At 45.7% G+C, this 24244-nt stretch carries 20 protein-coding genes; 9 read left to right on the top strand and 11 right to left on the bottom strand.

The genetic code is table 11. The features are described from left to right. Positions 1 to 156: 156 nt before the first annotated feature. Both ONB37_01155 and ONB37_01150 read right to left on the bottom strand, forming a co-directional pair. Entirely contained in the window at positions 157 to 1032 is an 876-nt protein-coding gene (locus tag ONB37_01155; GenBank protein MDZ7398748.1) for an LEA type 2 family protein, read from the bottom strand. Between the two features lie 11 nt (positions 1033 to 1043). Further along, positions 1044 to 1823, bottom strand: a complete 780-nt coding sequence (locus ONB37_01150) for a lysophospholipase (protein MDZ7398747.1) — start codon at positions 1821 to 1823, stop codon at positions 1044 to 1046. A gap of 605 nt (positions 1824 to 2428) precedes the next feature. Between ONB37_01150 and ONB37_01145 the strand changes: the two genes are divergently transcribed. Next, positions 2429 to 3352, top strand: coding sequence for an NHL repeat-containing protein (locus ONB37_01145; GenBank protein ID MDZ7398746.1), 924 nt, complete (start codon positions 2429 to 2431; stop codon positions 3350 to 3352). 269 nt (positions 3353 to 3621) lie between these two features. Here ONB37_01145 and ONB37_01140 read toward each other — a convergent pair whose 3' ends face one another. Both ONB37_01140 and ONB37_01135 read right to left on the bottom strand, forming a co-directional pair. Next, positions 3622 to 4371 carry an HAD family hydrolase gene (locus ONB37_01140; GenBank protein MDZ7398745.1) on the bottom strand — a complete coding sequence of 250 codons (750 nt, stop codon included), beginning with the start codon at positions 4369 to 4371 and terminating at the stop codon, positions 3622 to 3624. Between the two features lie 216 nt (positions 4372 to 4587). Continuing rightward, positions 4588 to 4992, bottom strand: a complete 405-nt coding sequence (locus tag ONB37_01135) for an OsmC family protein (GenBank protein MDZ7398744.1) — start codon at positions 4990 to 4992, stop codon at positions 4588 to 4590. A gap of 446 nt (positions 4993 to 5438) precedes the next feature. Between ONB37_01135 and ONB37_01130 the strand changes: the two genes are divergently transcribed. From ONB37_01130 to ONB37_01095, 8 genes are all read left to right on the top strand, one after another. Further along, positions 5439 to 6098: a hypothetical protein gene (locus ONB37_01130; protein MDZ7398743.1), complete on the top strand. Its 660-nt coding sequence runs from the start codon at positions 5439 to 5441 to the stop codon at positions 6096 to 6098. Between the two features lie 195 nt (positions 6099 to 6293). Then, a complete protein-coding gene (locus ONB37_01125; protein MDZ7398742.1) occupies positions 6294 to 8663 on the top strand; it encodes a TonB-dependent receptor in 2370 nt (789 codons plus the stop codon). Between the two features lie 313 nt (positions 8664 to 8976). Then, on the top strand, positions 8977 to 9624 hold the full coding sequence (locus ONB37_01120) for a VTT domain-containing protein (protein ID MDZ7398741.1): 648 nt from the start codon (positions 8977 to 8979) through the stop codon (positions 9622 to 9624). A gap of 109 nt (positions 9625 to 9733) precedes the next feature. Next, entirely contained in the window at positions 9734 to 10318 is a 585-nt protein-coding gene (locus tag ONB37_01115; GenBank protein MDZ7398740.1) for a CDP-alcohol phosphatidyltransferase family protein, read from the top strand. Between the two features lie 13 nt (positions 10319 to 10331). Continuing rightward, entirely contained in the window at positions 10332 to 11300 is a 969-nt protein-coding gene (locus tag ONB37_01110) for a radical SAM protein (protein MDZ7398739.1), read from the top strand. Between the two features lie 116 nt (positions 11301 to 11416). Then, positions 11417 to 12127: a VTT domain-containing protein gene (locus ONB37_01105; protein ID MDZ7398738.1), complete on the top strand. Its 711-nt coding sequence runs from the start codon at positions 11417 to 11419 to the stop codon at positions 12125 to 12127. Positions 12128 to 12262: 135 nt separating this feature from the next. Further along, complete coding sequence (locus ONB37_01100; GenBank protein ID MDZ7398737.1) at positions 12263 to 13279, top strand: Gfo/Idh/MocA family oxidoreductase; 1017 nt, start codon at positions 12263 to 12265, stop codon at positions 13277 to 13279. An 84-nt stretch (positions 13280 to 13363) separates the two neighbouring features. Then, positions 13364 to 13639, top strand: coding sequence for a cupin domain-containing protein (locus ONB37_01095; protein MDZ7398736.1), 276 nt, complete (start codon positions 13364 to 13366; stop codon positions 13637 to 13639). 24 nt (positions 13640 to 13663) lie between these two features. On the opposite strand, the gene ONB37_01090 is transcribed toward ONB37_01095, so the two are convergent. The 7 genes from ONB37_01090 to ONB37_01060 form a co-directional block, all read right to left on the bottom strand. After that, on the bottom strand, positions 13664 to 15010 hold the full coding sequence (locus ONB37_01090; GenBank protein MDZ7398735.1) for a sigma-54 dependent transcriptional regulator: 1347 nt from the start codon (positions 15008 to 15010) through the stop codon (positions 13664 to 13666). Positions 15011 to 15147: 137 nt separating this feature from the next. Beyond that, positions 15148 to 16506 carry an ATP-binding protein gene (locus tag ONB37_01085; GenBank protein ID MDZ7398734.1) on the bottom strand — a complete coding sequence of 453 codons (1359 nt, stop codon included), beginning with the start codon at positions 16504 to 16506 and terminating at the stop codon, positions 15148 to 15150. Beyond that, positions 16503 to 16994 carry an NYN domain-containing protein gene (locus tag ONB37_01080; GenBank protein ID MDZ7398733.1) on the bottom strand — a complete coding sequence of 164 codons (492 nt, stop codon included), beginning with the start codon at positions 16992 to 16994 and terminating at the stop codon, positions 16503 to 16505. Before ONB37_01080 ends, ONB37_01085 begins: the two co-directional genes overlap by 4 nt. A gap of 9 nt (positions 16995 to 17003) precedes the next feature. Beyond that, positions 17004 to 19181, bottom strand: coding sequence for an adenylate/guanylate cyclase domain-containing protein (locus ONB37_01075; GenBank protein ID MDZ7398732.1), 2178 nt, complete (start codon positions 19179 to 19181; stop codon positions 17004 to 17006). A 211-nt stretch (positions 19182 to 19392) separates the two neighbouring features. Then, positions 19393 to 20202, bottom strand: a complete 810-nt coding sequence (gene dapF, locus ONB37_01070; protein MDZ7398731.1) for a diaminopimelate epimerase — start codon at positions 20200 to 20202, stop codon at positions 19393 to 19395. 254 nt (positions 20203 to 20456) lie between these two features. Beyond that, on the bottom strand, positions 20457 to 21719 hold the full coding sequence (lysA, locus tag ONB37_01065; protein MDZ7398730.1) for a diaminopimelate decarboxylase: 1263 nt from the start codon (positions 21717 to 21719) through the stop codon (positions 20457 to 20459). Positions 21720 to 22061: 342 nt separating this feature from the next. Beyond that, a complete protein-coding gene (locus ONB37_01060; protein ID MDZ7398729.1) occupies positions 22062 to 23750 on the bottom strand; it encodes an Ig-like domain-containing protein in 1689 nt (562 codons plus the stop codon). Positions 23751 to 24244: the final 494 nt, after the last annotated feature.

Here is a 24244-nt window from a genome sequence, read left to right as displayed (position 1 = left end):
TTCAGGCCTCTAAAAACTGAACAGATCTGCCAGTCGACGGAGCGGAGAGAAGCCGGGTTTCTCCCTTTCTCACCAGCCTGTAAAATGAGAGGCGCATGGGAGAAGCGGAGCCAATTTTCAAGTTGAATGATTTTCTCGTTGCTATGAAAGATCGAACTATCGCGAAATGCTTATTTCTCCCACATGATCCAATGGCAACTTTACCTGGCCCAATAATGGCAACGAAGATTTTAAATCAACATTGCCCTTCAATTGATAATTGAGCTTTTGATTCCCAGTAACCATTTGATAAATGGCGGATCCCATTTCCAGAAAATTGAGCGTAATGGGGATGGAGATGATGCTTGCTGCTTTTTCCTTGACCTCCATTTGTTTCTGAGTTAGCCCCTTCACCCAGGTCTTTCCATTCACTGCAAAATCGTAATCCAATTGACTCAGTAGCAAGCTGAAAGTGTTGGCGTTTTTCAAGTTTAATTTCAGTTCCAAATCTGCGGAAGTGAGTGATATTTTGTTCAGCTTCAACGAGCTGATGGAGATGTCTGGTAGCTTAAGATTCGGAAGACTGCCCGATTTGCTGACTGGGATCCGCGTAGGACCCAGAACTGGGAGATTGAATGATAGCCCACAGATCAATTTATAGGCGGAGCTATCCTGATTTTTTAGTGTCTGGAATGTGTTATAAAGATCTTTGAAGTTGAGAGTAAGAGGGATCTCTAACAAGCTTTCGCCTCGTGCTTGGAGCGTGAGTTGTTTTTCCTGATTGCCGCGCAAAAAAGAAGCATCGCCGATTTGAAAATCGTAATCGAAACCGGCCAATGTAGCGGAAATCGGATTTGGATTAGTGATTTTCAGATCAAACGCCAGGTCCAGCGACTCAAAGCTCATACCGGTAAATCTCACTCTCTCTATGTTGACTACCGGTTGCTGGATATTTGCAATCTGCTGCAATGTGGCGCACCGAAAAACTAGAATTGCCAGGAGCATTAACCCCAGCAGCAAAGACGAACCATAGATCAAACCCGATTTTTTCATAATGACCCCTTTCAGTTAGATGATGAAGGAAGATGAATGTACTTTTGTGCCCAGGCGGCTATAACAGAACCGAGATATTTGCCATCCTTTTCATTTGAGACCAAATGATCGGCGCGATCGAGCGACAGTAAGCTTTTGGGGTGATTAGCCAAATTTAACAATCGATAAGCCTCTTGAATGTCGACCAATTCGTCCTGGGGTGAATGGCAAATTAGGATTGGCTTATTTAAATTTCTGACCGATTGAGCAAAATCGATTTGTTCGAGATCGTCCAAAAACTGTCGACCGATCAGAAATTCCCTTCCAGAGATACTGAACGTGGCGAATCCGTTTCGCTCCAGCTCGATCCGTTTGCTTAATAAGATCGCCCGAATTGATGAAACATCCGCTGGTGTAGCGATGGTCACCACAGCCGCACAGGAATAAATCTTTGGGGCCGTATGGATCACAGCCGCCCCGCCGAAAGAATGGCCGATCAGCAGTTGGGGAGAATGATAATTCAGGTCTAAAAATTCAGCAGCCGCTAAAATATCGCCCACATTGGACGAGAAATTGGTATCAGCGAAGCTTCCCTGGCTGGCCCCCAGCCCTGTAAAATCAAATCGGAGGACTCCGATGTTATGATCGGTTAAAGCTTGGTTCACATGGTTCAGAATCTTATAATTTTTGTTACAAGTAAAACAATGGGCAAAGATCGCATATACCAGCGGGTCGCCGCGATCCGGAAGGTCCAACAATGCGCTGAGTTTGAAACCGAGGCTGCCAGTAAAATGAAGTCGTTTGGAAATCATAAGACCAGCGATTTTTAAATGACTTATTTTTCGACCAATTATACTCCGCACACTGTCGTGCAAGTTCCAATCAGTTCTGAGGCAAGCAATCGCTGCGGTGATTGGGGTTTTCTTGTCTTGCCATTGGGCTTGCAACTTTGACTTGAGGCAGCTAGTTACTTCTTTTTTAGGGAATTGGAATCGCACAGAAATGCCAATTTACAAATTCCACTCAAGAAATAAAGGTCCCTAAAAATTCCTTGATGAATTTTCAGCAGTGTGGTGGGAGCTGGTGGAAATTTAAATAGATCAATTGCGTCAAAATTCTTCGAAAATTTTTTCTATGCATCTCCGTTTTGTGAGAAAGGACTTGCAGTTTCTTCCTCAAGAAGTGACAGAATTACCTTGGAAGAGAGAAGCTTAGCAAGATGAAAGACGAGGATATTGGATGCATAGCTCAAAATCGGTGACTCTATGTTTTCCTTCATTTATGGACAATAAGACAATTGGCTATGCCTCTTTCACATCTGCCAAAATTTAATGTTGCTTATTTGGACAGAAAGATGTATTTTGTATTGCAGGAGGATGGTTCAAGATAATAGGAAGGTCTGAAAAAAGGAATTATTATGATAATTGGCAAGAAACTGCTATGGTTGGGCATTGCTATCGGGTTTATGATCCATTGGGAGCTTTCAGCACAGACGGACCAGATTGCCCAGCCAATTTATCTTTACACCTTGGCCGGGGATAGTGCCTCGGGCATTCAATTAAAAGGGGCCAGAGGCATATCAGTAGACCTCATTGGAGCCGTTTACATTGCGGACACAGGCAATAATCGCATTTTGAAGTTTGATCGGAATGGCCGTCTATTGCGGAGTGTCGGCGGCTTTGGATGGGGGAAAGAGCAGTTCTTTTCGCCGTTTGATATTCATGCCAGCGCTGTCCTGGACATCTTTGTCGCCGATTATAATAATCATCGCATTGAGCGTTATGATAAAGATTTGAATTACATTTCTTCGTTATACTCCAACCAGGATTGGGCAAACCACTTGCAATTCGGTTATCCAAAAAGCATCGCCAGTTCGATCCACGGCGAGCTTTTTATTCTCGATGCTGAAAATATTAGAGTGCTCAAGCTCAATTCGTTTGGAATACCAGAGATCAGCTTCGGAGGGCTGGCGGATGGCCGGGGTCGATTATTACAGCCGATCCAGCTTGCTGTCGGTCGCGATGATCGCATTTACGTATCGGACGGTCGGGCGAACAAGGTAATGGTGTTCGATTATTTTGGCAACTACTTAACCGAAATCGGCACCAATTTTTTGAAGGAGCCGCAAGGGATATTTTTCGATGCATTGAAACGACTGTTTGTCGCTGACGCGGGCAATAAGCGGATCGCGGTGTTCAAGAGTGATGGCGAGCTTTTGATCACGTGGTCGAAAATATCGGATCAACATGGCTCATTCCAGCAACCCATTGATGTGGCGGCGTTCCAACATCAAGTTTTTGTGTTAGACAACGATCGCGTGTTGGTATTTGAATTTAAATAAAATTGAGAAGCGTTCACCCAAAAATTGATTCTTTCCGGTCGATATTCACTCAAATCCAGGCATATCCTTCTTGAAATATGATCGTGCATTCAACGAACAATGGTTCCACTCTACCTCTGATATTTTTCAAAAATGAGTCAGATCGATAACTAAGGCATAGTTATGAATGTCGCTGCGCTTTTGGTTTCGCTTTATGGTATCAGATGATGAAGTCCTTGTGCGCTTTCGATAGCCTGATCCCTCGCGTTGAAAGCTTGGGGTTCAAAAACTCATTTTTCTTGAAGCAATTGTTCGATCGCTTGCTTGAGCCCTGACAAAGGTCCACTGAAATCTGGTTTTGGCATTTCTAAATTTGCATTTTTCGCCAATTCCCGGCTCAGCTCGATCGATAAGTGATTCGTGTCGGTCGTTAGATAAGTTTTCATCCCGATTTTGGCAGCGATCATGTCGTTGAACGGGTCATTGCCCACCATGACGCAACAATCGGCGGGGACTGCAATCCGCTCGCAAATTTGTTGGTAATATTCGAGCCGAGGTTTTACATAGGTAGTATTCTCAGCACTGGTGATTAGGTCGAATTCGATATCGCCCAATCCAGCCCAGCGCAGGCGCGCCAGTTGAACATGAGTTGGAAACATGGGGTTAGAGGCGATCACTATCTTCAATTTTTTACTTTTGAGAAATTGGATTACGTCCCTGCCATCTGGGTGGGGTTGCATGAGGGGCTGAAATTGTTCAAACTCTTGTTCATAAAATTTAGCGAATCGTTGCCACAACTCTCGCTCGTCGGCGCCAGTTCCATTCGCAAAATCCTGAATAAAGAACTCGGCGTTGGTGAGTTCCCCATTGTTCTGAATCATCATTTGTGTTGAATGGATCAGCCGCCCAGAAAATTCCTGAGGGGTCATCAGGTCAGCAAATGCAGCATAAAGTTTCTGGCTATAATGCTTGAAAAAAACCAGTTCTTCGAACAAGATGAGCGTGTTATCAAGATCAAATAGGACAGCTTGTAATTTCAAAATCGCCTCCTCATATTGCTGGGAATCAGAAAATAGAAATTCAGCAAGATTTATCAATAAGACTCATTACAATAATTGAGCAATCATCAGGGGGTGAATTCTTGATTTGAGATTGTTCGAAGATGGGCGGAATAAATCATTCCCGCTTAATCCCATCCTCGTCCTCATTTTCTCAATCGCATGGTCATTACATCCTCTCAAGTCTCTCTGAAGCAATTATGACTTATGGGCTGTTTTCGTGTAAATCTTAAACTCGGGTGGATCTTGGATGTGCTTTTTTACTGCACATAATTCCGCCGAACGAATGACAGCATCTTTATACTGTTCAGGGAAATTTGGCGGAAGTTGGATTTCGAGCGCGATGGCCCCGATACCGCGTTTCATGGGATCATATTCTATGCGCTGAATGATCTTCAAACCCTCAGTCGGTAACCCACGCTGCTGACAGAAACCCAAGACATAGATGCCAGCACAAGTTCCAATTGAAGCCAAAAAGAGATCGAACGGCGCTGGGGCAGAACCTTCGCCTCCGCTCATTTTCGGTTGATCAGTTTTAATCCGAAAACCATTAAATATCGCATCGACCTTTTTGCCACCAGGGAAAACAATTTCCATTTCCATAAAGTTATCCTTTCAAATTTTTGCTTTATACTTTGAACTAAGATTTGCAATTTTGGTTTAAAAATTAGATGTAAATTTGGGTCAAAAGGTGCAGATGGACATATGTTTTTGGTTGGATTTAGAAGCTGGTTGTATAGAAATATATGGATGCTATTTTCTATTGGAGCCTCATAAATGAACCAAACCAATCGGAAAAGCCGATCGTTACCAGTGCATACACAAAGGCGATGGTGTTTTGAAAAGCGGGAGCGGAGTTTTATCCGACGAAGCGGTTCAAATAAATACGGATCAGGATTGATATGAAAAAATTTATTTTCATGCTGCTTCTTCACCCTTTGCTTATCTGTCTGGGGCAGAGCCAATCAAGCGATCCTCCCAAATTTTTCTCCGATACCTTGCGAATCGACACATCAAAGACGTCAATTGTTTTGAGAAAGAGGCCTCAGTTGCTAGCTCCAACATTGCCGCGATTGCCATCACTCAAGGGTGATCAGCAGAACATCTATTTCGATATTCGCAGCCATTATCGATCGGCTCGTCCTGAGGAATGGACTAATTATGACGCCTTTCATAAACCACCGGATCGATATAATTATTTCGAATCTTCGACCATGCTTGTGCCCATAACAACCAGTGATCTCCAAGATCCTCAGCCAAAACCGTTGCCGTTTCGCCATTATTTCTTGCCCAACCGAGCTGAGATGGCGGTCCTGGAAGTGCTCTGGGCAAAACCAGATGTGCAGGATACGACGATCTATTCTTGTCTGGATACCGTGTTAAATATCACTATGATGGATTTAAATCAATTGCTGGAGGGAATGGCGCGTAAAGGGCTGGTGAGTCGCAAGATTGTCTCTCCAAGAAACGAGTTCAATGCGTTCGGCGTTTTGATCGAAATGAGTCCTCAAAACCAACGCAACCGCGTTTATGAATATCGGGCTTTGGTCGATCGCGAGCTGATGCGGTCGTTCATCGATGCGCATTATTACCTATTCAAACGAGATTCCAATATTGTAAATCTCAAGCGCTTGGAAGCTGCCAAACGCGATAGCACGTTGCTCCCAGATTTGAATCGAATGATTCAACGAGTTCAAGATCGACCCTAAGATGATAAGCGCCCACAAAGTGGGAATTCGAATTAAGAAGACCAGCTCGATTCTGATTTAAAAGGGGAGCCTTTTTTTAAAGAGCAAATGCAGGAATGAAGGTAGAAGTTTTGATAAGTGATCTGGATAATTTTAGGTATTCCAGTTTTTCTTTTCCAATGTCAAAAGCGATAAGGAATCCAAGAGGGAGCAAGGATGTTTTCGAGATTGAGAAGTGAAACCAAATTATCGAATATTTATTTTATATTCTTTTTCAACTTGGCTTTTGGGTCGCTCAATCAGGCGTTGAGCGCTGAGTTTCCCACAGATCATTGTCAGATCTTTGGGTGGGTGATCGATGAAACTTCGCAATTGCCAGTTGCCAACGCCAATCTCTATTTTAAAACCAGCGATATCGGCGCCAGTTCGGATGAGCATGGTCGGTTTGCCATAGAGAAAGCCCCTACGGGCTCACAATTATTGGTTGTTAGCCACATCGGCTATCAATCAAAAATTATCCCGCTCAAATTGAGACCTGGCGAGAGCAAAAAGCTCAATATTTTGTTGATCCCGAGGGTAATCAAGCTTGCCGAAGTGACGTCCACAGCGAGTCGACATGTGGAGACAGTTTTTAAGAGCCAAATGCAGGTGACGATTGCCACGCGAGATAGAATTGCAGCTCGACCTTCGCCGAATACTGCCGATGTGCTAAGGGAGATTCCTGGAGTACTTGTCCAAAAGACCACGGCTGGTCATGGTGCTCCAATTATTCGAGGAATGATCGGAAAAGATGTGCTGCTCCTCTATAACGGTATCCGTTTGAACAAGCCAACCTTTCGCTTTGGTGCCAACCAATATATGAACACCATCAATGTGGAGACTCTAGATCGGATCGAGGTCACCAAAGGGCCTGGCTCGGTGATGTACGGTTCCGATGCGATCGGCGGTGTGGTGAATATGATTTCAGAGCTCTCATTCGATCCCGATACCTTAGACCGTTCCAATTGCATGATTTCAACTCGCTACGGTTCGGCAGATCAAGCTCGTTTGCTTTATGGCGAATGGAAACGCTATCGGGATAAGTTGGCACTAATGATAGGATTGGGAGCGAAGAAATTTGGCGATCTGACTGCGGGAAGCGAGATTGGAAAGCAACGACCGACTGGCTATCAGGAGCGCGACGCTAATTTCAAATTGGGCTGGTTTGTTAACTCCACAACACTACTGGAGTTCGATGCGCTAACTGTCCAACAGGAAAAAGTCCCAAGGTTTGATAAATATGTCACGAAAGAATTTCTTCCTGGAGAATACCAAACCTATTTTTACGATCCCCAAGACAGGTATTTGGTGGCGCTGACGCTCCGATCCCAGCCAGTCAGATCCAGGTGGCTAACTGCGGCCAGGTGGAATTGGTCCTATCAATTAGAGCAAGAGGGGACTTTGGAACAGAAGACGGGCACAAGCACTATCACCCGCAACCGAAACGATCTGACTACTTATGGCTCCTACCTTCAACTGAACTCGGTGTGGCGGAACCGTCATGTGTTCAGTTATGGGTATGAATTTTATAGCGATCGGCTGAAAAGCCAACGGATCCAGCAACGTGATGGGGACATTCGATCCCTGCGCGGCGATTATCCCAATGGCTCTCGCTATCGATCATTGGGGCTGTTTTTCAATGATAACGTGGTATTCAATCCCCAGCTCGATATCAATCTCGGGATCAGATGGAGTTATATGGCGATATTCTCGAATTTAGAAGCGCCCTTTGGCGAATTTAGGGATGACTATCACGATTGGACCGGCACCTTTGGGATTAGTTACAAGCCGGCGTTGTGGTTGAATCTAATCGCTCGATATGCCAAAGGGTTTCGTGCGCCGAATTTTAACGATACAGTGGTGCTTAAGGTCTCCAATGCAGGGGTCGATGCGCCCAGTCCGGGATTATCGCCAGAGAAAAGTCATAATTTTGAACTCGGGGCCAAAATCAATCAACCCCGATGGCATGGTTCTCTGTTTGTTTTTTATAATCGGGTTGTGGATTTGATCGATCGATATCGCGGCACTTATCAGGGCTTGGATTTTTATGATGAAAATGAAAATGGCTATCGCGATGCGGGTGAGGCCAATATCTTTCTCCGAAGAAATGTCGCGAAAGGATATATCGCTGGCTGGGAGTTGGAAGGTACAATTCAGCTCTCTCCACGCTGGAACCTGCGAGGCTGGGCATTTTGGACCTATGGCCAAGACCTGAGTTTCAATGAACCGTTGAGCCGAATCCCGCCGCTGATGGGATTGGCAGGGATTCAATATTGGCCTGTCCCTAAATTAAATATCGAAGCTTATATTCGCGCGGCCGATAAACAGAACCGGCTTTCCAGCCGAGACATCGAGGATAATCGCATCCCATACGGAGGGACACCAGGATGGAAAACCTTCAACATCCGCTTGAATGGCCAAATGTCATCTCGGTTGATGTTCACATGTATCCTCGAAAATATTTTTAATGAAACTTATAAAGAGCATGGCTCCGGGGTTTATTCTCCAGGCAGGGGAGTCGTCATTTGTCTGCGCTATCAAATTTGAAATGAAACATAAATCTCCAGAAGTCCGTCCTGCTCATTTGCAACTCAAACCATTTCGGTTTTCAAGCTGCTTCTTCCAGTAGCGTTGGATCTCTTATCAGATCGCCAAAAATATAAAGGCGATTTTTTCCCTCTTACAAAATATAAAAATGCGCACTGCTCAGTTCTTGCCCATATTTACCAAAGGGATCGTTGAGTTATTCACTTGAGAAGCATTAATGCCATGCAATTGCAGGACACTGCGATGAAGGGGCGCTAAGCGGAAAATTCGTTTCAGCGCTCATCATGGGCGGAACAGGAACGAGGCAGTCTAAATGAATTATGGCAGCAGAATTGAGAATAAGACCAAATTAGCGGTTATCCGAATCTTCGGTATTATTGTGACGATTGTAGTGAGCTACCTTTATTTCAACGGCAGCCAATTAGGCAAGTTAGCTGGTTATTTGCTCTATATGAGTATAGCGTGTACCATTGTACCACTTCCAACTCCGCCATACGTCATTGGCATGGGTAAAATGTTTGATCCCTGGCTTGTGGCCTTGCTCGGCGCGCTGGGGAACACTATTGCCTCTCTTGGGGAGTATTATCTGCTTACCTGGCTGTTTTCCAAGACCGAGCTGCAAGAAAAGATTGAGGCTAGCCGTTTATTTCAACGATTAACAACGGTATTCAGTCGATCGGCGTTTTTTATCCTCACATTTACTAGTCTATGGCCGCTTCCCCTCGATCCTTTTTATTTAACCGCAATCGTCATTCGTTATCCGCTGCATAAATATTTGGCAGCCATTTCAACTGGCAAGTGGGTTCGTTATTATCTGCTTGCTCAAGTAGGTGAATCCTTTCAGATCCCCAATAAATATCTGGTCACCTTGCTAATTTTATTGATCTCCATCCCGTTCCTCGTTGGTCTCTTCATAAAACTGATTCGAGCGTTAAGATATGTCCCTCAAAAAAGCAATTGATAAAACGCTTGACATTCTCATGAAATTTGTGTAACTTGGTAATCAATTCTAATTAACGACAACAAAAAGGTGGACAAAAAAAACAAATTTATTGGAAAGAGCGAGCCGCTTGAAGTTTTCATTGGGGAAGCCCCTCAAGCCTCAAAGCTTTTATAGCGAGGCCAATATTCTGACACTCTTACGATTAATTTGCTCTCTTTGGTTTTTCGTGTTAGCCATTCTGGAGCAAAGCTTCACTTGCTGCCTGGTCGGTTTTTTCGTTCATTGGCTGGGTGATTTCATCGATGGGTTTTATGCTAGGTCGCTCAGACAAGAGACAATTTTGGGGGCGGAGATCGATATTATTGCCGATCGGCTAGAGATCATTTTCTTCTACGTGCTGTTTCTCCACTTTCGGCCGCAGCTTTATTTGCCAGCAACGTTGTATCTGATCGATTATGCATTTATTGATTTTTATCTTAGTTATCAGTTCATCAAATATGACATCATCTCGCCGAACTATTTCTATAAGGTGGATCGCATCGTCTATTTATTGAATTATAGCCCTGGAGGAAAATTCTCCAATTCAAGCGTGGTCACCCTTTGCCTCATCCTGCTACCGCAACTCAGTTTTGTAATAAGTCTTTATGCAACGGGTCTCATCATAGTCAAATCCTATTCGGTTTATCGGCTATATCGGTTAAGACAAATTTAAGGGAAAAACTTCTATGACGAATTTAGTTCGTGCCCTATCGCTTGCTAAACGAGGCGTGAGAAATTTCTTTACGAGACGACCGTTGACGGTTTCTTTTGAAGTCACTTATAGCTGCAACGCGCACTGCAAGCATTGTCATCTTGGGGGGATTATTAAAGACGAGCAATTAGCCAGCCCAGAACGGTTCGGGGAGCTATGCCGCGAGATTCAACCAGTGGTCGCTCAAATTTCCGGGGGCGAACCGCTGCTTCGCAAAGACCTGGAACAAATCGTTCAAAGCATGAAGCGCCCCAACCGAGCCCCATATATCGTCGTGACAACCAATGGACTAATGCTTACGAAGCAACGTTACGAATCCCTGCGCAAGGCCGGTGTGGATCAATTCTCTGTCTCGCTGGATTATCCCGATGAGCGACATGATGAATTCCGCGGCGTGAAAGGCTTATTTCGCCGCATTGAAAACCTGGTTAAAGAGCTGAGCGCTGGCAATGGCAAGGCAATCACGCTCAGTTGTGTGGTGCAGCGGGATAATTTCCGGGATCTCATCAAAATTGCAGATTTATCGGAACGATGGGGGGTTTCAGTCAATTTTAGCACTTACACCTGGCTCAGGACCAATGACATGAATTATTTATTAGATCAAAATGACCTGGGTGAATTTCGGGATATCGTGAAACGATTGTTGACCTTGCGAAACAAGTACCGAAATTTCTTTGCATCTGAGTACACATTTGATCGGATGATTGAATTTTATGAGCGAGGCGGCATCCCAAATTGCAAAGCTGGCGAGAAATTTTTCATTGTCAATCCCGATGGCACCTTTTCTCCCTGCGGCTTGATTATTACCAGATACAAACAACAGCACGAAATCTATGAAAAATTTCTAAAGTCCAATACCTGTACTGCCTGCAACACCAGCATCCGATCCAATTGCGAAAAACCAGTAAAATACTTGATCAAAGATAATCTTCGCTCGATCTGATCGGTGGTCCGAGTAACAGAAAGATGAATTCACTGGCTGCACAGGTATCATGCGAGCGCCCCAGCTTCTGGTATAAACGATCCATTTTAGGGCAAGTGAAATAAATGAAGATTGAGATGACCAAATCAATTCGCCCCACTGATCTTATAAAACCTGCTTCAGCTCAGCTATCGAAAACCCGAATCGTGATCTTTGTAGCTGAGATTGCTTTTGTGGCAATCCTGCTCACGTTCTGGGTGGCTAATGATGCGATGCGAGCAAGCCGCAACTTGTGGATATTATTCCTATATAGCTTCCCATCGCAGTTTCTGATCGCAACCGTGCCCCATGAACCAGTCTTTCTCTATTTCAGCAAGTTCTATGCGCCGCTGCTTGTGACGATCGTCTCTTTATCCAGCACGGTCCTCACCGAGTGGCTCAACTATTCGACCTTTCAATTTATTGTCGATTTAAAAAGCTTTCATCGAATTCGCTACAGTGGATTGGTTCAAAAATTGATCGAAAGTTTCAATCGCTACCCGTTTATCTGTCTTTGGGTGGCGGGATTTACTCCGATACCGTTTTATCCACTTCGTTTTCTGGTCGTGTTGGCAAAATATCCGGTGCAAAAATATCTGTTAGCTATCTTCTTGTCCCGAGGCCCCCGTTTCTTTTTATTAGCTGCCTTCGGACATGCGTTTCAAATTCCCGATTCCTTGTTGGCGCTGCTGTTCTTGACGCTGATCATGATTGCCGTGGCTCCGCTTGTAAAAAAGATGCTTTCGAATTATCGGTCAGCTCGGCTAATTGCCAGGCAAATGCCAGCCGACCCAGAGATTCCATCCTGACCGCGGCATGAAATCGTGCAAGGCTTGTTTATCGGTTATCGAAACAAAATGTCATCAGGGGGCGATGAATTTGCCCTCGGAGCTGTAACTTAACCCATTGGAGTCATTTCAAACAAAACAATTGATTGAGACGATATGCGACCAATTCGATTAGGGATTATCGGTTGCGGTATTGCGGCTCGAGAGTTGCATTGGCCAGCACTTCAAAAATTGCGCGATAAATTCGAGATTGCAGCCGTTTGCAACCATACTGAGCCAAAGGCAAAAAGCTTCGCTGAACTGGTTGGCGGGGTGCCGTATGTTTTAAGCTACCACGATCTGCTCAGCCGAGCGGACATCGATGCGGTTGACATCGTGCTTCCGATTCATCTAAACTATCAAGTCACCAAAGATGCACTCCTTGCTGGCAAGCATGTGATTGTCGAGAAGCCCCTGGCTGCCAATCTCGATCAAGCAAAAGAGTTGCTATTGCTCGATAGCAAATTCGCGTTGGTTAAAATGGTGGCGGAAAACTTTCGCTATCGACCGACCTTTGCGCGGGTGAAACAGATCATCGGAACTGGAGAGATTGGCCAGCCCTATTCGATATTCTGGAATGTATTTTATTATATTGATCGGCATAATAAATATGCGCAAACCCAATGGCGAATTCACCATCAATATCGCGGTGGATTTATCACCGATGGCGGCGTCCATAATATTGCTGTGATCCGCGATCTGTTTGGAGAGATCGTCTCGGGCTGCGCCTTTGTTAAATGCATCAATCGGGATCTCGGGGAATCGGATACCCTAAGCTTTCAGTTTGCTACCGAGCAAAATGTGCATGGCGTTTTCAATTTATTTTTCAGTGCCAATGGCTATGCTGAAAATCGCATCATTATTCTGGGAACGAAAGGGAGTCTGCTGATTCAGAATAATGAGATCCAGATCAAATGGCAAGGTCAGGAATGCCGGCGCGAAATCATTGAGGACGATGGGGGCTATTGCGGTCAGTTCGAGGATTTTTATCAGGCGATCCGTACCGGCAAACCAATCAAAAGTTCATTTGCCCAGGCATATCAGGATTTGAGGACAATTTTTATGGCGTTGGAGTCTGGTGAAAAACAACAAAGATTGCATAATTTTGAGTCGTCAGAAGAAATGAGGCGATGACAAAACAATGCTAGTCTGATTCACGAATAGAAATGGTTTTTAGGATCGAGGGTTAAATTGATAGAAACCGATGGAGTTCTTGCCATGAAAGAAATAAAAGTTGAGCATAATCCCGGGACGGATCGGTTGAATTCATTGGGGGTCGCCTCGTGGCCGATTTGGACGAAAGAGGTCTCGCAGTTCCCCTGGGAATATGATGAAAGCGAGACGTGCTATTTTCTCGATGGGGAGGTGATCGTCACCCCGGAAAATGGAACGCCCGTCAAGATCGGCAAGGGCGATCTCGTCATCTTTCCGAAAGGGATGCGATGCACCTGGAAGATTTTAAAGGACGTTCGGAAGCACTATCGATTTGAGTGAGCATTCGAGGCCAGGTTGATCCCATTAGAGTCTGTTTAATCGTTCCATCATCGAGTAGAGCCGACGTCTCGTGATGCCGAGCAATTTCGCCGCTTTGCTCTTGTTCCCAGATGCCTTTTTTAGGGCCTGCTGGATCAGTTGTTTTTCAACAGCATCGATGGAAAGACCAGTATCAGGGATATGGATGAGTGGAGAATCTTGGACATCGAGGTATCCCTTAATTTGAGGGGGAAGGAGCTCAGGTGAGATCGGATCATCGCCAGCGAGAATGATCATTCGTTCGATGATATTTTCCAACTCCCGAATATTCCCAGGCCAATGATAATTCATTAGGGCTTTCATAGTGGAGGGAAGGATTTTATCTGCAGGCTGGTTGTATTTCTTCAAAAAATGCATCACCAGGTCTGGGATGTCCTCGCGCCGGTCCCGAAGCGGCGGCAATACGATAGGGAATACATTCAGCCGATAATACAGGTCTTCCCGAAATTGTCCCTGTTTGATCAGCTCTTCCAGATTGCGGTTAGTGGCAGCAATGGTTCGAACATCTACGGAGATGGTCTCTTCGCCGCCCAGCCGGTTGATCTCTTTGTTTTGCAATACCCGGAGCAATTTCGCTTGTGTGGCTGGAGAGATGTCCCCAATTTCATCGAGAAAAATTGTCCCACCAGCGGCCAGTTCAAATCGGCCGCGCTTTTGTTTCTCAGCACCAGTGAAAGCACCCTTTTCGTGGCCGAACAGCTCACTCTCCAATAGGGTTTCTGGTAGGGCTGCACAATTCACCGCGATAAATGCTCGCTCCGCCCTTGGGCTTAATTGATGGATCGCTTGCGCAATCAACTCCTTTCCTGTGCCACTCTCGCCGCGAATTAAAACCGTCGCATCTCGCGGGGCAACTTTTTCGACCATTCGATAGACCTGCTGCATGGCTTCGCTTTGACCGACGATGTTGCGCAGCGAATATTTGTCGCGAAGCTTGCTTTTTAAATCTAGATTCTCAATGGCCAATTGTTTCTTCTCGAGAATCTGCTTCACTTTCAATTTCATTTCAACCATCTCGAACGGCTTGATTAAATAATCGTATGCCCCTTTGCGCATAGCTTCGACAGCCGTTTGAGCAGTGGCGTAAGCGGTCATAAGGATCACTTCGGTATCAGGGGATAACTTTTTTACCTCCTCCAGGACAGCGATCCCATCTTTGCCTGGCATTTTTAGATCGGTAATCACGACATCGAATTCACCGCGCTTAAATTTAGATAGGCCAGTTTCGCCATCGTAAGCGACTTCGACTTGATGCTGATCCATTTCCAGCGCCGCTTTCAATACCCCACACATCCGTTTTTCGTTATCGATAATGAGAATATTTCCGTTCATTTCATTTTCCTCTGGTTGGACTGAGTTCAATGAATTCGCTTCTTAAGATAGCCAAAGAAGAGTAGGCGGCTGAGAAAAGCCATGTATTCCATTTCTCCTAACGATTATAAAGTCAAACCGCGCTGTCAACCAAAAAGTCACGAAGCTATCGGCAAAAAAATCCGAAACGTGGCACCTTGCCCGGGTTGGGATTCGGCTTCAATCCAGCCACCATGCTGGTGAACCAGTTGTTGGCTGATTGTGAGTCCCAGACCGCTGCCAGATGATTTGCTTGTATAGAACGGCTGGAAAATTTGTGAAATATCACCTTCAATCCCACAACCCGTATCAGCGATCGTCAAAATCGCGTATGGCCGGTCCTTGAGTGTAGTCATCTCTAGCGCGATATCGATCGATCCCTGCGAATCAATGGCTTGAATTGCATTGAGCAACAGATTGATTAACACTTGGTGGATGGCATCATCATCAAAATAAAATGGCGCTAAATTTTGGCAGGGTCGAACGCGAATCTGGATCTCTTTATTGGCCAATTCCCGCTGGATAGCGGATACGGCGCGATTGACCGCTTGATTGAGGTCCGCCAATTTGGGGCTCAGCTTTGGTTCTCTGGCAAACGAAAGAAAATTGTTCACCAGCACATTGAGTCGCTTGACTTCATCGGAAATGTAGTCGAACAGCTCATCTGGTTGTTGCAGATGACCATATTTTTCTTTCAGCACATCGGCAGTGCTTTTGATGATCCCCAAAGGGTTGCGGATTTCATGCGCCATTGAGGCGGCCATCCGACCCATTGCGGCTAATTGTTCAGCCTGCTTTAATGATTCCTGGTTCCGGATGAGCAAGGTAATCATCCAGGAGATGAAGACCACGAACAGAATGATCAACCCGAAGCTGATGAGGCCAGCGATGATGAGACCGCGCTGAAAAAATCCCAACACTGCAAAAAAATCGGCGTTGGCTTCCAGCACCAGAAGGGCGACGACGTCCAGTGAGATATCTCTGAGTGGCGCATAGACATTTTTAAAACGATTGCCAGCGACGACATGGAGTGGAGCGGCGGCAATCGTTCCTTGCCATGCCAGTGCAATTGCTGTACTATCCTGGCGCAAATAGGTTCTCCGCGGCTCATCCAATAACCCACGACCGGCCGAGACAAGCACCTGAAAATCGCGATCGATGATGTAGGCCGCCTGAAGCTCCTGATTATCGACCAGTTTGTTCAAATCTTGTCTAATATAAAACGAAGCGAATGCCGGCTCAAGGTTGTTAAGCAGATCATCGATATATTGTTTGAGCAAGAGGCGATCGGCCAGCCTAGCAATCGAAGTGAGCCGTTTTTCGAGTTCGACTTCCAAATAGCGATCGATTCGCTTAAGAAACAGCCAGCTCCCCAAGTTCAAACCAAATAGCACCATGACGGTGATGAGAATCAGCGAGCGAATATAGAATTTTTGTCTGAACAGCAGTTTCGCTGTTGCTTTGCTTGTTTGGGTCATTTGTCCTGCGCTCGAAAAATTTTCAACCAATCGGCCAGTTCCGCTTCTGAAAGCTCCGAATTAAATTTCTGCTCCATCTGCTTTTGATTGGCCGGCTGACAAATACGGTCAAAGAATCCTTGTGGCGAAAGAACTTGTGTACCAGAAGCACGACCATAACGGGTCAATTCATTATCCGCAGAAATGAGAATAATCGACCGCCGATTCTTTGCTTTATCGATGATCCGTTTGATTACGGGATCGGCTTTTTCTGGCGGATGAGAGTAGCGGATTTGTAATCGAGGGTTTGCTGGAACGGGGGGCTCTATGTGACCCACTTCATTGCCATCAAATACGACAGTGATAGCTACCCGATGCGTCACAGCATAGCTTTGCAAGAGATGGATTAGGCGATTGCGCGCCTGTTCCAATCCGCTATCCAGGAAGCGACTCAGCTCAGAGACAACATGAATCAGATTATAGCCATCAATCAAGTAATGGGGATACATTGGCGCGAATTATTTTTCTTTCATCTCAAATACCCCATCCCAATTTTCTGGACGAGGATATTCGATAAACAGTTTACAGCGTCGGATAAACTCGCGGGATGGACCGTCATATGGATTCAAGGTCAATGCCTTTTGAAATAGATCATATGCGTGGATCCAATCCCGCTTGCGATAAATCTCAAGTCCTTTTAAAAAATACTCCAGGCTTTTCGCACGGACCGGGTCGATCTCTTCAGTCTTTCGACCGATCAATTCGTAGATGCGCACCGGCTTGGTTTTTCCCTTGACGCGGATCGAATCCAATTCGCGACACCAAAAATTCTTGTGCACCTGGGAGAACGTTTCGTCACTGATAATGATGGATGTCCCATAAATTTTGTTGGCGCTTTCCAGCCTGGCTGCCAAATTCACACTATCACCGATCACGGTATAATCAAATCGATTGGTGCCACCAATATTTCCTGCGATCATTGGACCGGAATTGATCCCAATCCGAGCTTCGAAGGCCGGCTTGCCTTCCCGTTTCCACATCTGGCTCAAAATGACCAGTTCTTTGCGCATATCCAGGGCGGCGTTGCAGGCGCGAATCGCATGATCCTCTTGCTCAATGGGGATCCCGAAAATTGAAACAATTGCATCGCCCACATATTTATCAAGAAAGCCCTCATACCGGAGAATGACTTCGGTCATTGCAGAAAAGTATTCATTTAACACCGAAACCAATCGTTCTGGTTCCAGACTTTCAGCTATGGTGCTGAAATCTTTTATATCTGAAAAAAAGGCTGTGGCAACTTTGCGCTCGCCGCCCAATTTCAACTGGCTGGGATTACTCAAAAGTTCATTGACTACCGCTGCGGAGAGATAATGCTGGAACATCACCTTGATTTTTCGCTTATCCTTGCTCTCCGTTATATAGCGATACATCAATACCGCGATAAGGCTAAATAGCACGCTTACCATCGGCCGTACGTTTTCGATCCAGAGATTGTAGTTATTGAACGCCCAAAATGTTATGAAAACGAACCCGACAGATGACATCAGGATGATGGGGATATTGATTTTGAGCCGCAACGAAATTGCGATGGTGCTAATAAGCATCGAGAGCAGCGCAACGATCAGCCAGTTCACCACGGTGGGGATGCGACGGATGAAATTCTGAGTCAAAATGTTGCAGATCACGTTGGCATGGATCTCGACTCCAGGAAGCGCGTTTTGAAATGGCACGGGGCGGAGATCGAACAAACCAGCGGCGGAGGCGCCGATCAGCACCACTTTATTGGTGAAAAACTCCGCTGGAACGCGGTTCGCCCACACATCATAAAAAGAGACATATCGAAACGTTTGATAGCTCCCCATGTAGTTGATCAACATTTGCCCTTGGTTGTCAATTGGGATTGTGATGAGCCGCTGCTGCTTCGGTGTAACCACTGACAATCGGATGTACTTACCTGGTTCGATCTCGATTTGGTTGTTGTGAATATCGTACAAGAAGAGGACCATGGCCATGGCGAGTGAGGGATAGAGCTCGCCACCAAAGTTCATGAACAGAGGCATGTTGCGAATTACAGCGTCGTTATCGGGCTGAAAATTGACGAAGCCAATCCGTTTCGCTGCATTATAGAGATCGTAGAATTTCCCATCAAACCGTTCTGCCATTGGAAATCGCTTGACGATCGCTTCTGAAAAAATATAACTGAACCCAGATCGGTCCAAAGCCTCTGGCAGAGCATCCATTTTATAAAGAAATGCCTCAGGTTCAGCGCGTGAAAAAGAAAAAGCGTGGCAGACGTTTCCTGCTTTGGCTGTCGCCTCGACGAACTGCTGATCAGCCACCCGATCGATATCTGGCTCCATGAATAGGATATCGAAACCGATTACTAATGCCCGCGACTGGGCTAAAAAATTGAGCACGTCGATGTAGTAATCTCGTGGCCATTGCTGAAATCGACCAAATTGGTTGAGGCTTCGGTTATCAATATCGATGATCACGATATCATCAATGGTCTGTCCTGCCCGCATTGCTTCCAGTTTTCGAATTTTGGAAATATAACGAAGGTCCAGCGTCTTCGCTTCAAAACCATCGAACAGTTTGGGAAAGATCCCATTGGTGACCACAATGATGACTGCTGCAGTTGCCAGCCCGATCAAATTCCCGATGTAGAAAGCTCGCAGCGTCTTGGTTTTCATGAAACATCGTCCTGTGTATCATCCAATCTCTGCAGTAGAGCAACTCGCCAGCGCTGAAGGCCAGAGAAACTGTCTATACGGGGATTTTGTGCCAGTTATGAAAGGCCCATGAGTATTTCGACGGCAATCGTGTTTTTATTGAAAAGCCTGATGGCTGAAGATGAATGCCTTGGGAGATAACATGACCGGCTCTGCGCGCTTGGGTGCTCTCTTAACGATCAATTAACTGACCATAATACACAATTTTAGCTTGACCTTCAAGTAAAATTTTCGTCATATCGGTTTCAAAAAAAACTCTCAATTGACCGCCGCGCGCTTGTACAGTCACTGGTACATGGATCGCCCTTTGACGATAGGCAAGGATCGCAGCCGAAATGGTCCCTGTTCCGCAAGCCAGAGTCTCGGCCTCCACACCGCGCTCATAGGTCCGAATTTTGATATGGTTCTGATCCAGCACCTGGACGAAATTGACATTGGCTCCCCAGGGCTGAAACACTGGATGATACCGATATTTTCTGCCAATGGTTTCCACATCGACCAATTCTACATCTTCTACAAAGAGTACATAGTGGGGGACTCCGACGTTGAGATAGCCACCTTCAACCCCGTCGGCCTGATCCGCTACACCAGGGAACTCCTGAATGGATACAGGCGGCGGCATGATCAAATTGACTCCGTTGTCTTTGATGGTCGCTTCATAGCTCACCCCGAGCACGTCAAATGTCATCGTCGAGCCAGCAATTCCATGCCGCCATGCATAATAGGCAGCCGCACGCGCCCCATTCCCGCACATCTCTCCCAACGACCCGTCTGAATTATAATAGCGAAGCGAAAAATCATGTCGCTGGCTGGACTCCAACAGCAAAATTCCATCGGCTCCAACGGAGAAGCGGCGCTGACAAATATCACGAAAAAACTCGCGCTCTTCCCCGCGAAATCTTCCGTCCCGATTATCGAACAAAATAAAGTCATTGCCAGTAGCCGAAAGCTTGGCAAAATTGATCACTCGATCTGGTTTCATAGCACTTAAACAACAAGCTTGCTATTTTTTCATGAAAGATGTTAGGCATCATCCTTGATCGTTAGTGCAATCAGCATCGAAGATACGCGATGATCTGAAAGCATCGTGGCTTCGTTTCCATTTTAAAAATTAAAATTTCTATATTCCGCGTCGTTCGGTCTGCCAAGGTGGAGCGGAATTTCCCAATAAGCGGATATGCGGGTCGATTGAGTAACGAGATGCCCGTCAACCCAGACACGCATTTGTATTAGCAACTACTTCGGGAGCCACTCCTCCACCTTTTCTCGATCGCGAATGACTTGGTCATGATTTCGATCAACCCACACTTCGATGGGTCTGGGCCTGGAATTATAATTGCTTGCCAAGGAATAGCCGTATGCTCCAGCAGTCATAATCGCGAGGTAATCGCCGGGCTCCAGCTGGGGAAGCTTTCGATCTTTTGCCAAGAAATCACCTGTCTCACAAATTGGGCCGACAACGTCATAAATTTCCCAATCATTGCTGCGTTTGCGCAGCGGCACAATTTGATGATAAGCATTGTATAAGCTTGGCCGAATGAGGTCGTTCATTCCCGCATCGACCACGGCAAAATTTTTATCATGTGATTTTTTAATATACAGCACCTTGCAAATCAGTGCTCCGGTTTCACCAATTATAGAGCGACCTGGTTCGATTAAGATCTCCAACCCGAGCGGTTTTAAAATTGAGAGCACTTTCTCGGCCAGCGCATTGGGCGTGGGAACCCGTTCACTGGGTAGTTCCGCGTAATCAGGAATCAAATCAGGGTAATGGACGCCCAGTCCGCCACCAATATCGATATGCTGGAGTTCTATGCCTGCCTCGCGTACCCATTGCACAAACTCGAACAACTTCTTGGCTGCTGCCACATAGTACTCGAGATTCAAAATCTGAGATCCGATATGGCAATGCACCCCCACAATATCAATGCCATCCAGGTCCTTGGCGCGCAAAAACGCTTGTTGAGCACGGACGATCTCGATTCCAAATTTATTGATCGCCTTGCCAGTTGAGATATAAGGATGACCATGAATGTCGATATCGGGGTTAATGCGGATAGCGACGGGAGCTTGCTGACCCATGCGAAGCGCAATTTGATTGACCAGTTCCAATTCTGGCTCTGATTCGACATTCAATGCTAGAATCCCCTGATCAATAGCAAATTCGATTTCAGCATCAGTCTTTCCCACACCAGCATATACAATTTTCTCCGCTGGGATACCCGCCCGCAATGCCAAAAGCAATTCACCACCAGAGACTACATCAGCTCCGCTGCCAAGCGATGCCAATAGTTTCAAAATGTGGAAATTGGAATTCGCTTTCATCGCATAGCAGATGGTGTGGGGCACACCAGCAAACGCTCGATCCATCGCGTGGTAATTTTCAACGATCATGTTCTTGCTATAAAGGTACAATGGCGTCCCGTATTTTTCCGCGAGCGCCTCGATGCTCAAGTCTTCGCAATAGAGATATTGATCCCAATAAGCAAATCGATTCATTGATACTCCTGTTTTTGGTGAACACCGATTTCTGTAAAATGATAAATTTAAAAATAGAAGTAGATCCTTACTACGCATCCAGGAAGTTCGCTTGATCTAATAAAAAACTTGAGAACTGATGTCAGGATTCGCAGGAATGACATCAATATGGTAAAGCGATCTTGTTTGCGAACTCTAAAGTAAGCATAAAAAATTAAGCTATCTTTTTCACCTTACCATTAATAATCACTTCTTTTTTGCCAATGTCGCGTAGATAAAAATTTGGCAGCTCCATAAGGGAAGCAGAAAATAGATTGTCGGTCTATCGCCTAAATATTTTTTTTCACACTCGGCTCTCAGCCGCTATTTGAAGCGGATGTCGTTGCCCTCGTTTGGCCAACGAGACCGAACTTTGATAGAGTCTGAATAATAAAAAAATCGTTCGGCTGGTTGAAATGGTACAGCCCTGCCATAGCTATAGCTGCCATTGCCATCCGCGTCTCGAAAACCGTAGATGGTATAGATGCCAGGCAAAATAGCTTCGAACCGATATGGGCCGGGTTCATCCAGCACTTGGTGATAGCTATTGTGCTCACTTTTAGCGGTCATATAGATTTTGCCCGTCGTTGCAGGAAGCTCATCGATCACTGTGCCAGCAATAGCAGAAAGAGTGTCCTGATTGATCGTGCGGAAATGAGTGACAGCCGACGTGTCCGCTAATCGATTCCCCGATTGATCTGTAATAGAGTCGATCTGAAGGCGGATGGTATAGCTCGAAGCGCTTTGTAATGCATTCTCGACCGCGAAGGAGACATCTGCTGGGTTGTTCCAATGAAAGTTTCCAGGCACGAGCAAACTATCGCGATCCCTAAGCGAAAAAGATCGCTCGAAGGCAGAGGTATCCATTGGCTCGGAGAAACCAAATCGAATCTCTGGTGTTAAAAGAACGCCGGTCTGCCGATCTGAGATTGAACGAAATAAGATGGTGGGCTGAACTGTGTCAGCTTGAATCGTGCCAATGAATTCCAGTTGACTTTGGCTGCTATCCAGCGGATGGCCAGAGAGATCGAACAAGTGCCGTGCCGATAACAAATAGCTCTCTGCCTGCTGGGGTTCGGTGGACAAAAATACCGTGGTCGCATCAAAGCGATTTTTGTAACATGAGCGAAGGACCAATTTCTCCGTGGAATCCTTTGCCGACGAAATAATGAAATATTTATCTGGTTGCTGTTCATCAAAATCATTGATCGCTTTGCTGAAGCGCACCAGAATAGCGGTTCGATGAAGCGCATAAACGGATTTTACTGTTGGAGGAATCGTGTCCTCTACAAAAATTTGGAAATTGATATCACTAATTGACGTCGCCTCTGCGGTCAATTCTATGTCTCTTGTTGCGATGCCTAAACCATCGATCCCCCGCGTGTATTTTCGATTGCCATCGCGATCTCGAATGGCGAATAAGCGATACTTGCCAGGGGCGATATAGCGTAATTGATATTGGCCGTTCGAACCGGTTTGGGTGTAGTAATCTGCTAATAACACCGCCGGATCAACATCATGAGAATCTTGCAGCGAGTAGGCGCAGACCAGCGTTCCCTCAACTCCAGAAGGGCTATAAACGGCACCAGAAATTTGTCCCACGTCGATTTGTTCTCCAGTAGCAAACGCTAGCGAAAATGAGTTTTTCATTTGATTGTTGCGCAGATCGCTAGCTCGAGAGCCAATGGTGACAACGTAAGTCCGATTTTCTTTTAGCGTGTCCCCGAATTCGATCTTTAATTTTCTTCGGGACCAGCGGAACCAAACGCGCTCTGACGGCCACGGCGAGATAAAGATGGCGTTCTCGACAGATTTGTGATCCATGCCCTCGCTGAAGACGATCTCGATTTTTGTGCGGGTTGGTACGTTGGTTTCGCCTGGCGATGGAACACTGCGGACGATTTCCGGCGGGATAGTGTCCACCGGTCCCCCTGGCGGCGGCATCTGTTTCGCACAGCCGAGCCAAACCACAATTCCAACCAGTAGCACTTTTCGATACAGGTGGTGCGCCATAATCTCTCTGCCCAATGAAATTTATTGTTGTAGAGTTGCTTCAGTGATCAAAGATTGAATGCCTGCAGTGGCAATTCGGTGCAGCGTGCACCAGTCTGGCTTAAATTAATTCTTTTGTGAAATGCGGAATTCAACAAAATCGTTTCATTCCTGCGAATGCAGGAGTCTTTTTAAAAGCTGATCAATATGTGCTGATAGGGCTGCTTGTCCACAAAGTGATGGACAGTACGTCACTTTGGTTTGTTTTGGGAATATCGCATTAAACCTGAAACTCTAAAGCGAAAAAGGCTATGCAACAATCATCCCACACAACACACGAAGGGGAATGAAAACCATTCTTTGAGACCAGACTTTCGCGCTTTTTAGTGGGTGAAAAACTTTTTTAAGTCTTTTGAGTTCATTTTAGAAATTTGGGCTAAAAACTAAGGTCATGTCTGAAATCGAGGCTTAAAATAAACAAATTGATGGGAAATAGCAAGTATTTTTTGGGATTT

The organism is candidate division KSB1 bacterium (genome assembly GCA_034506395.1).
Classification (GTDB): Bacteria; Zhuqueibacterota; Zhuqueibacteria; order Thermofontimicrobiales; family Thermofontimicrobiaceae; genus Thermofontimicrobium.
Note: the sequence above shows the minus strand (reverse complement) of the source record. Positions and strands in the feature narration are given on the sequence as shown.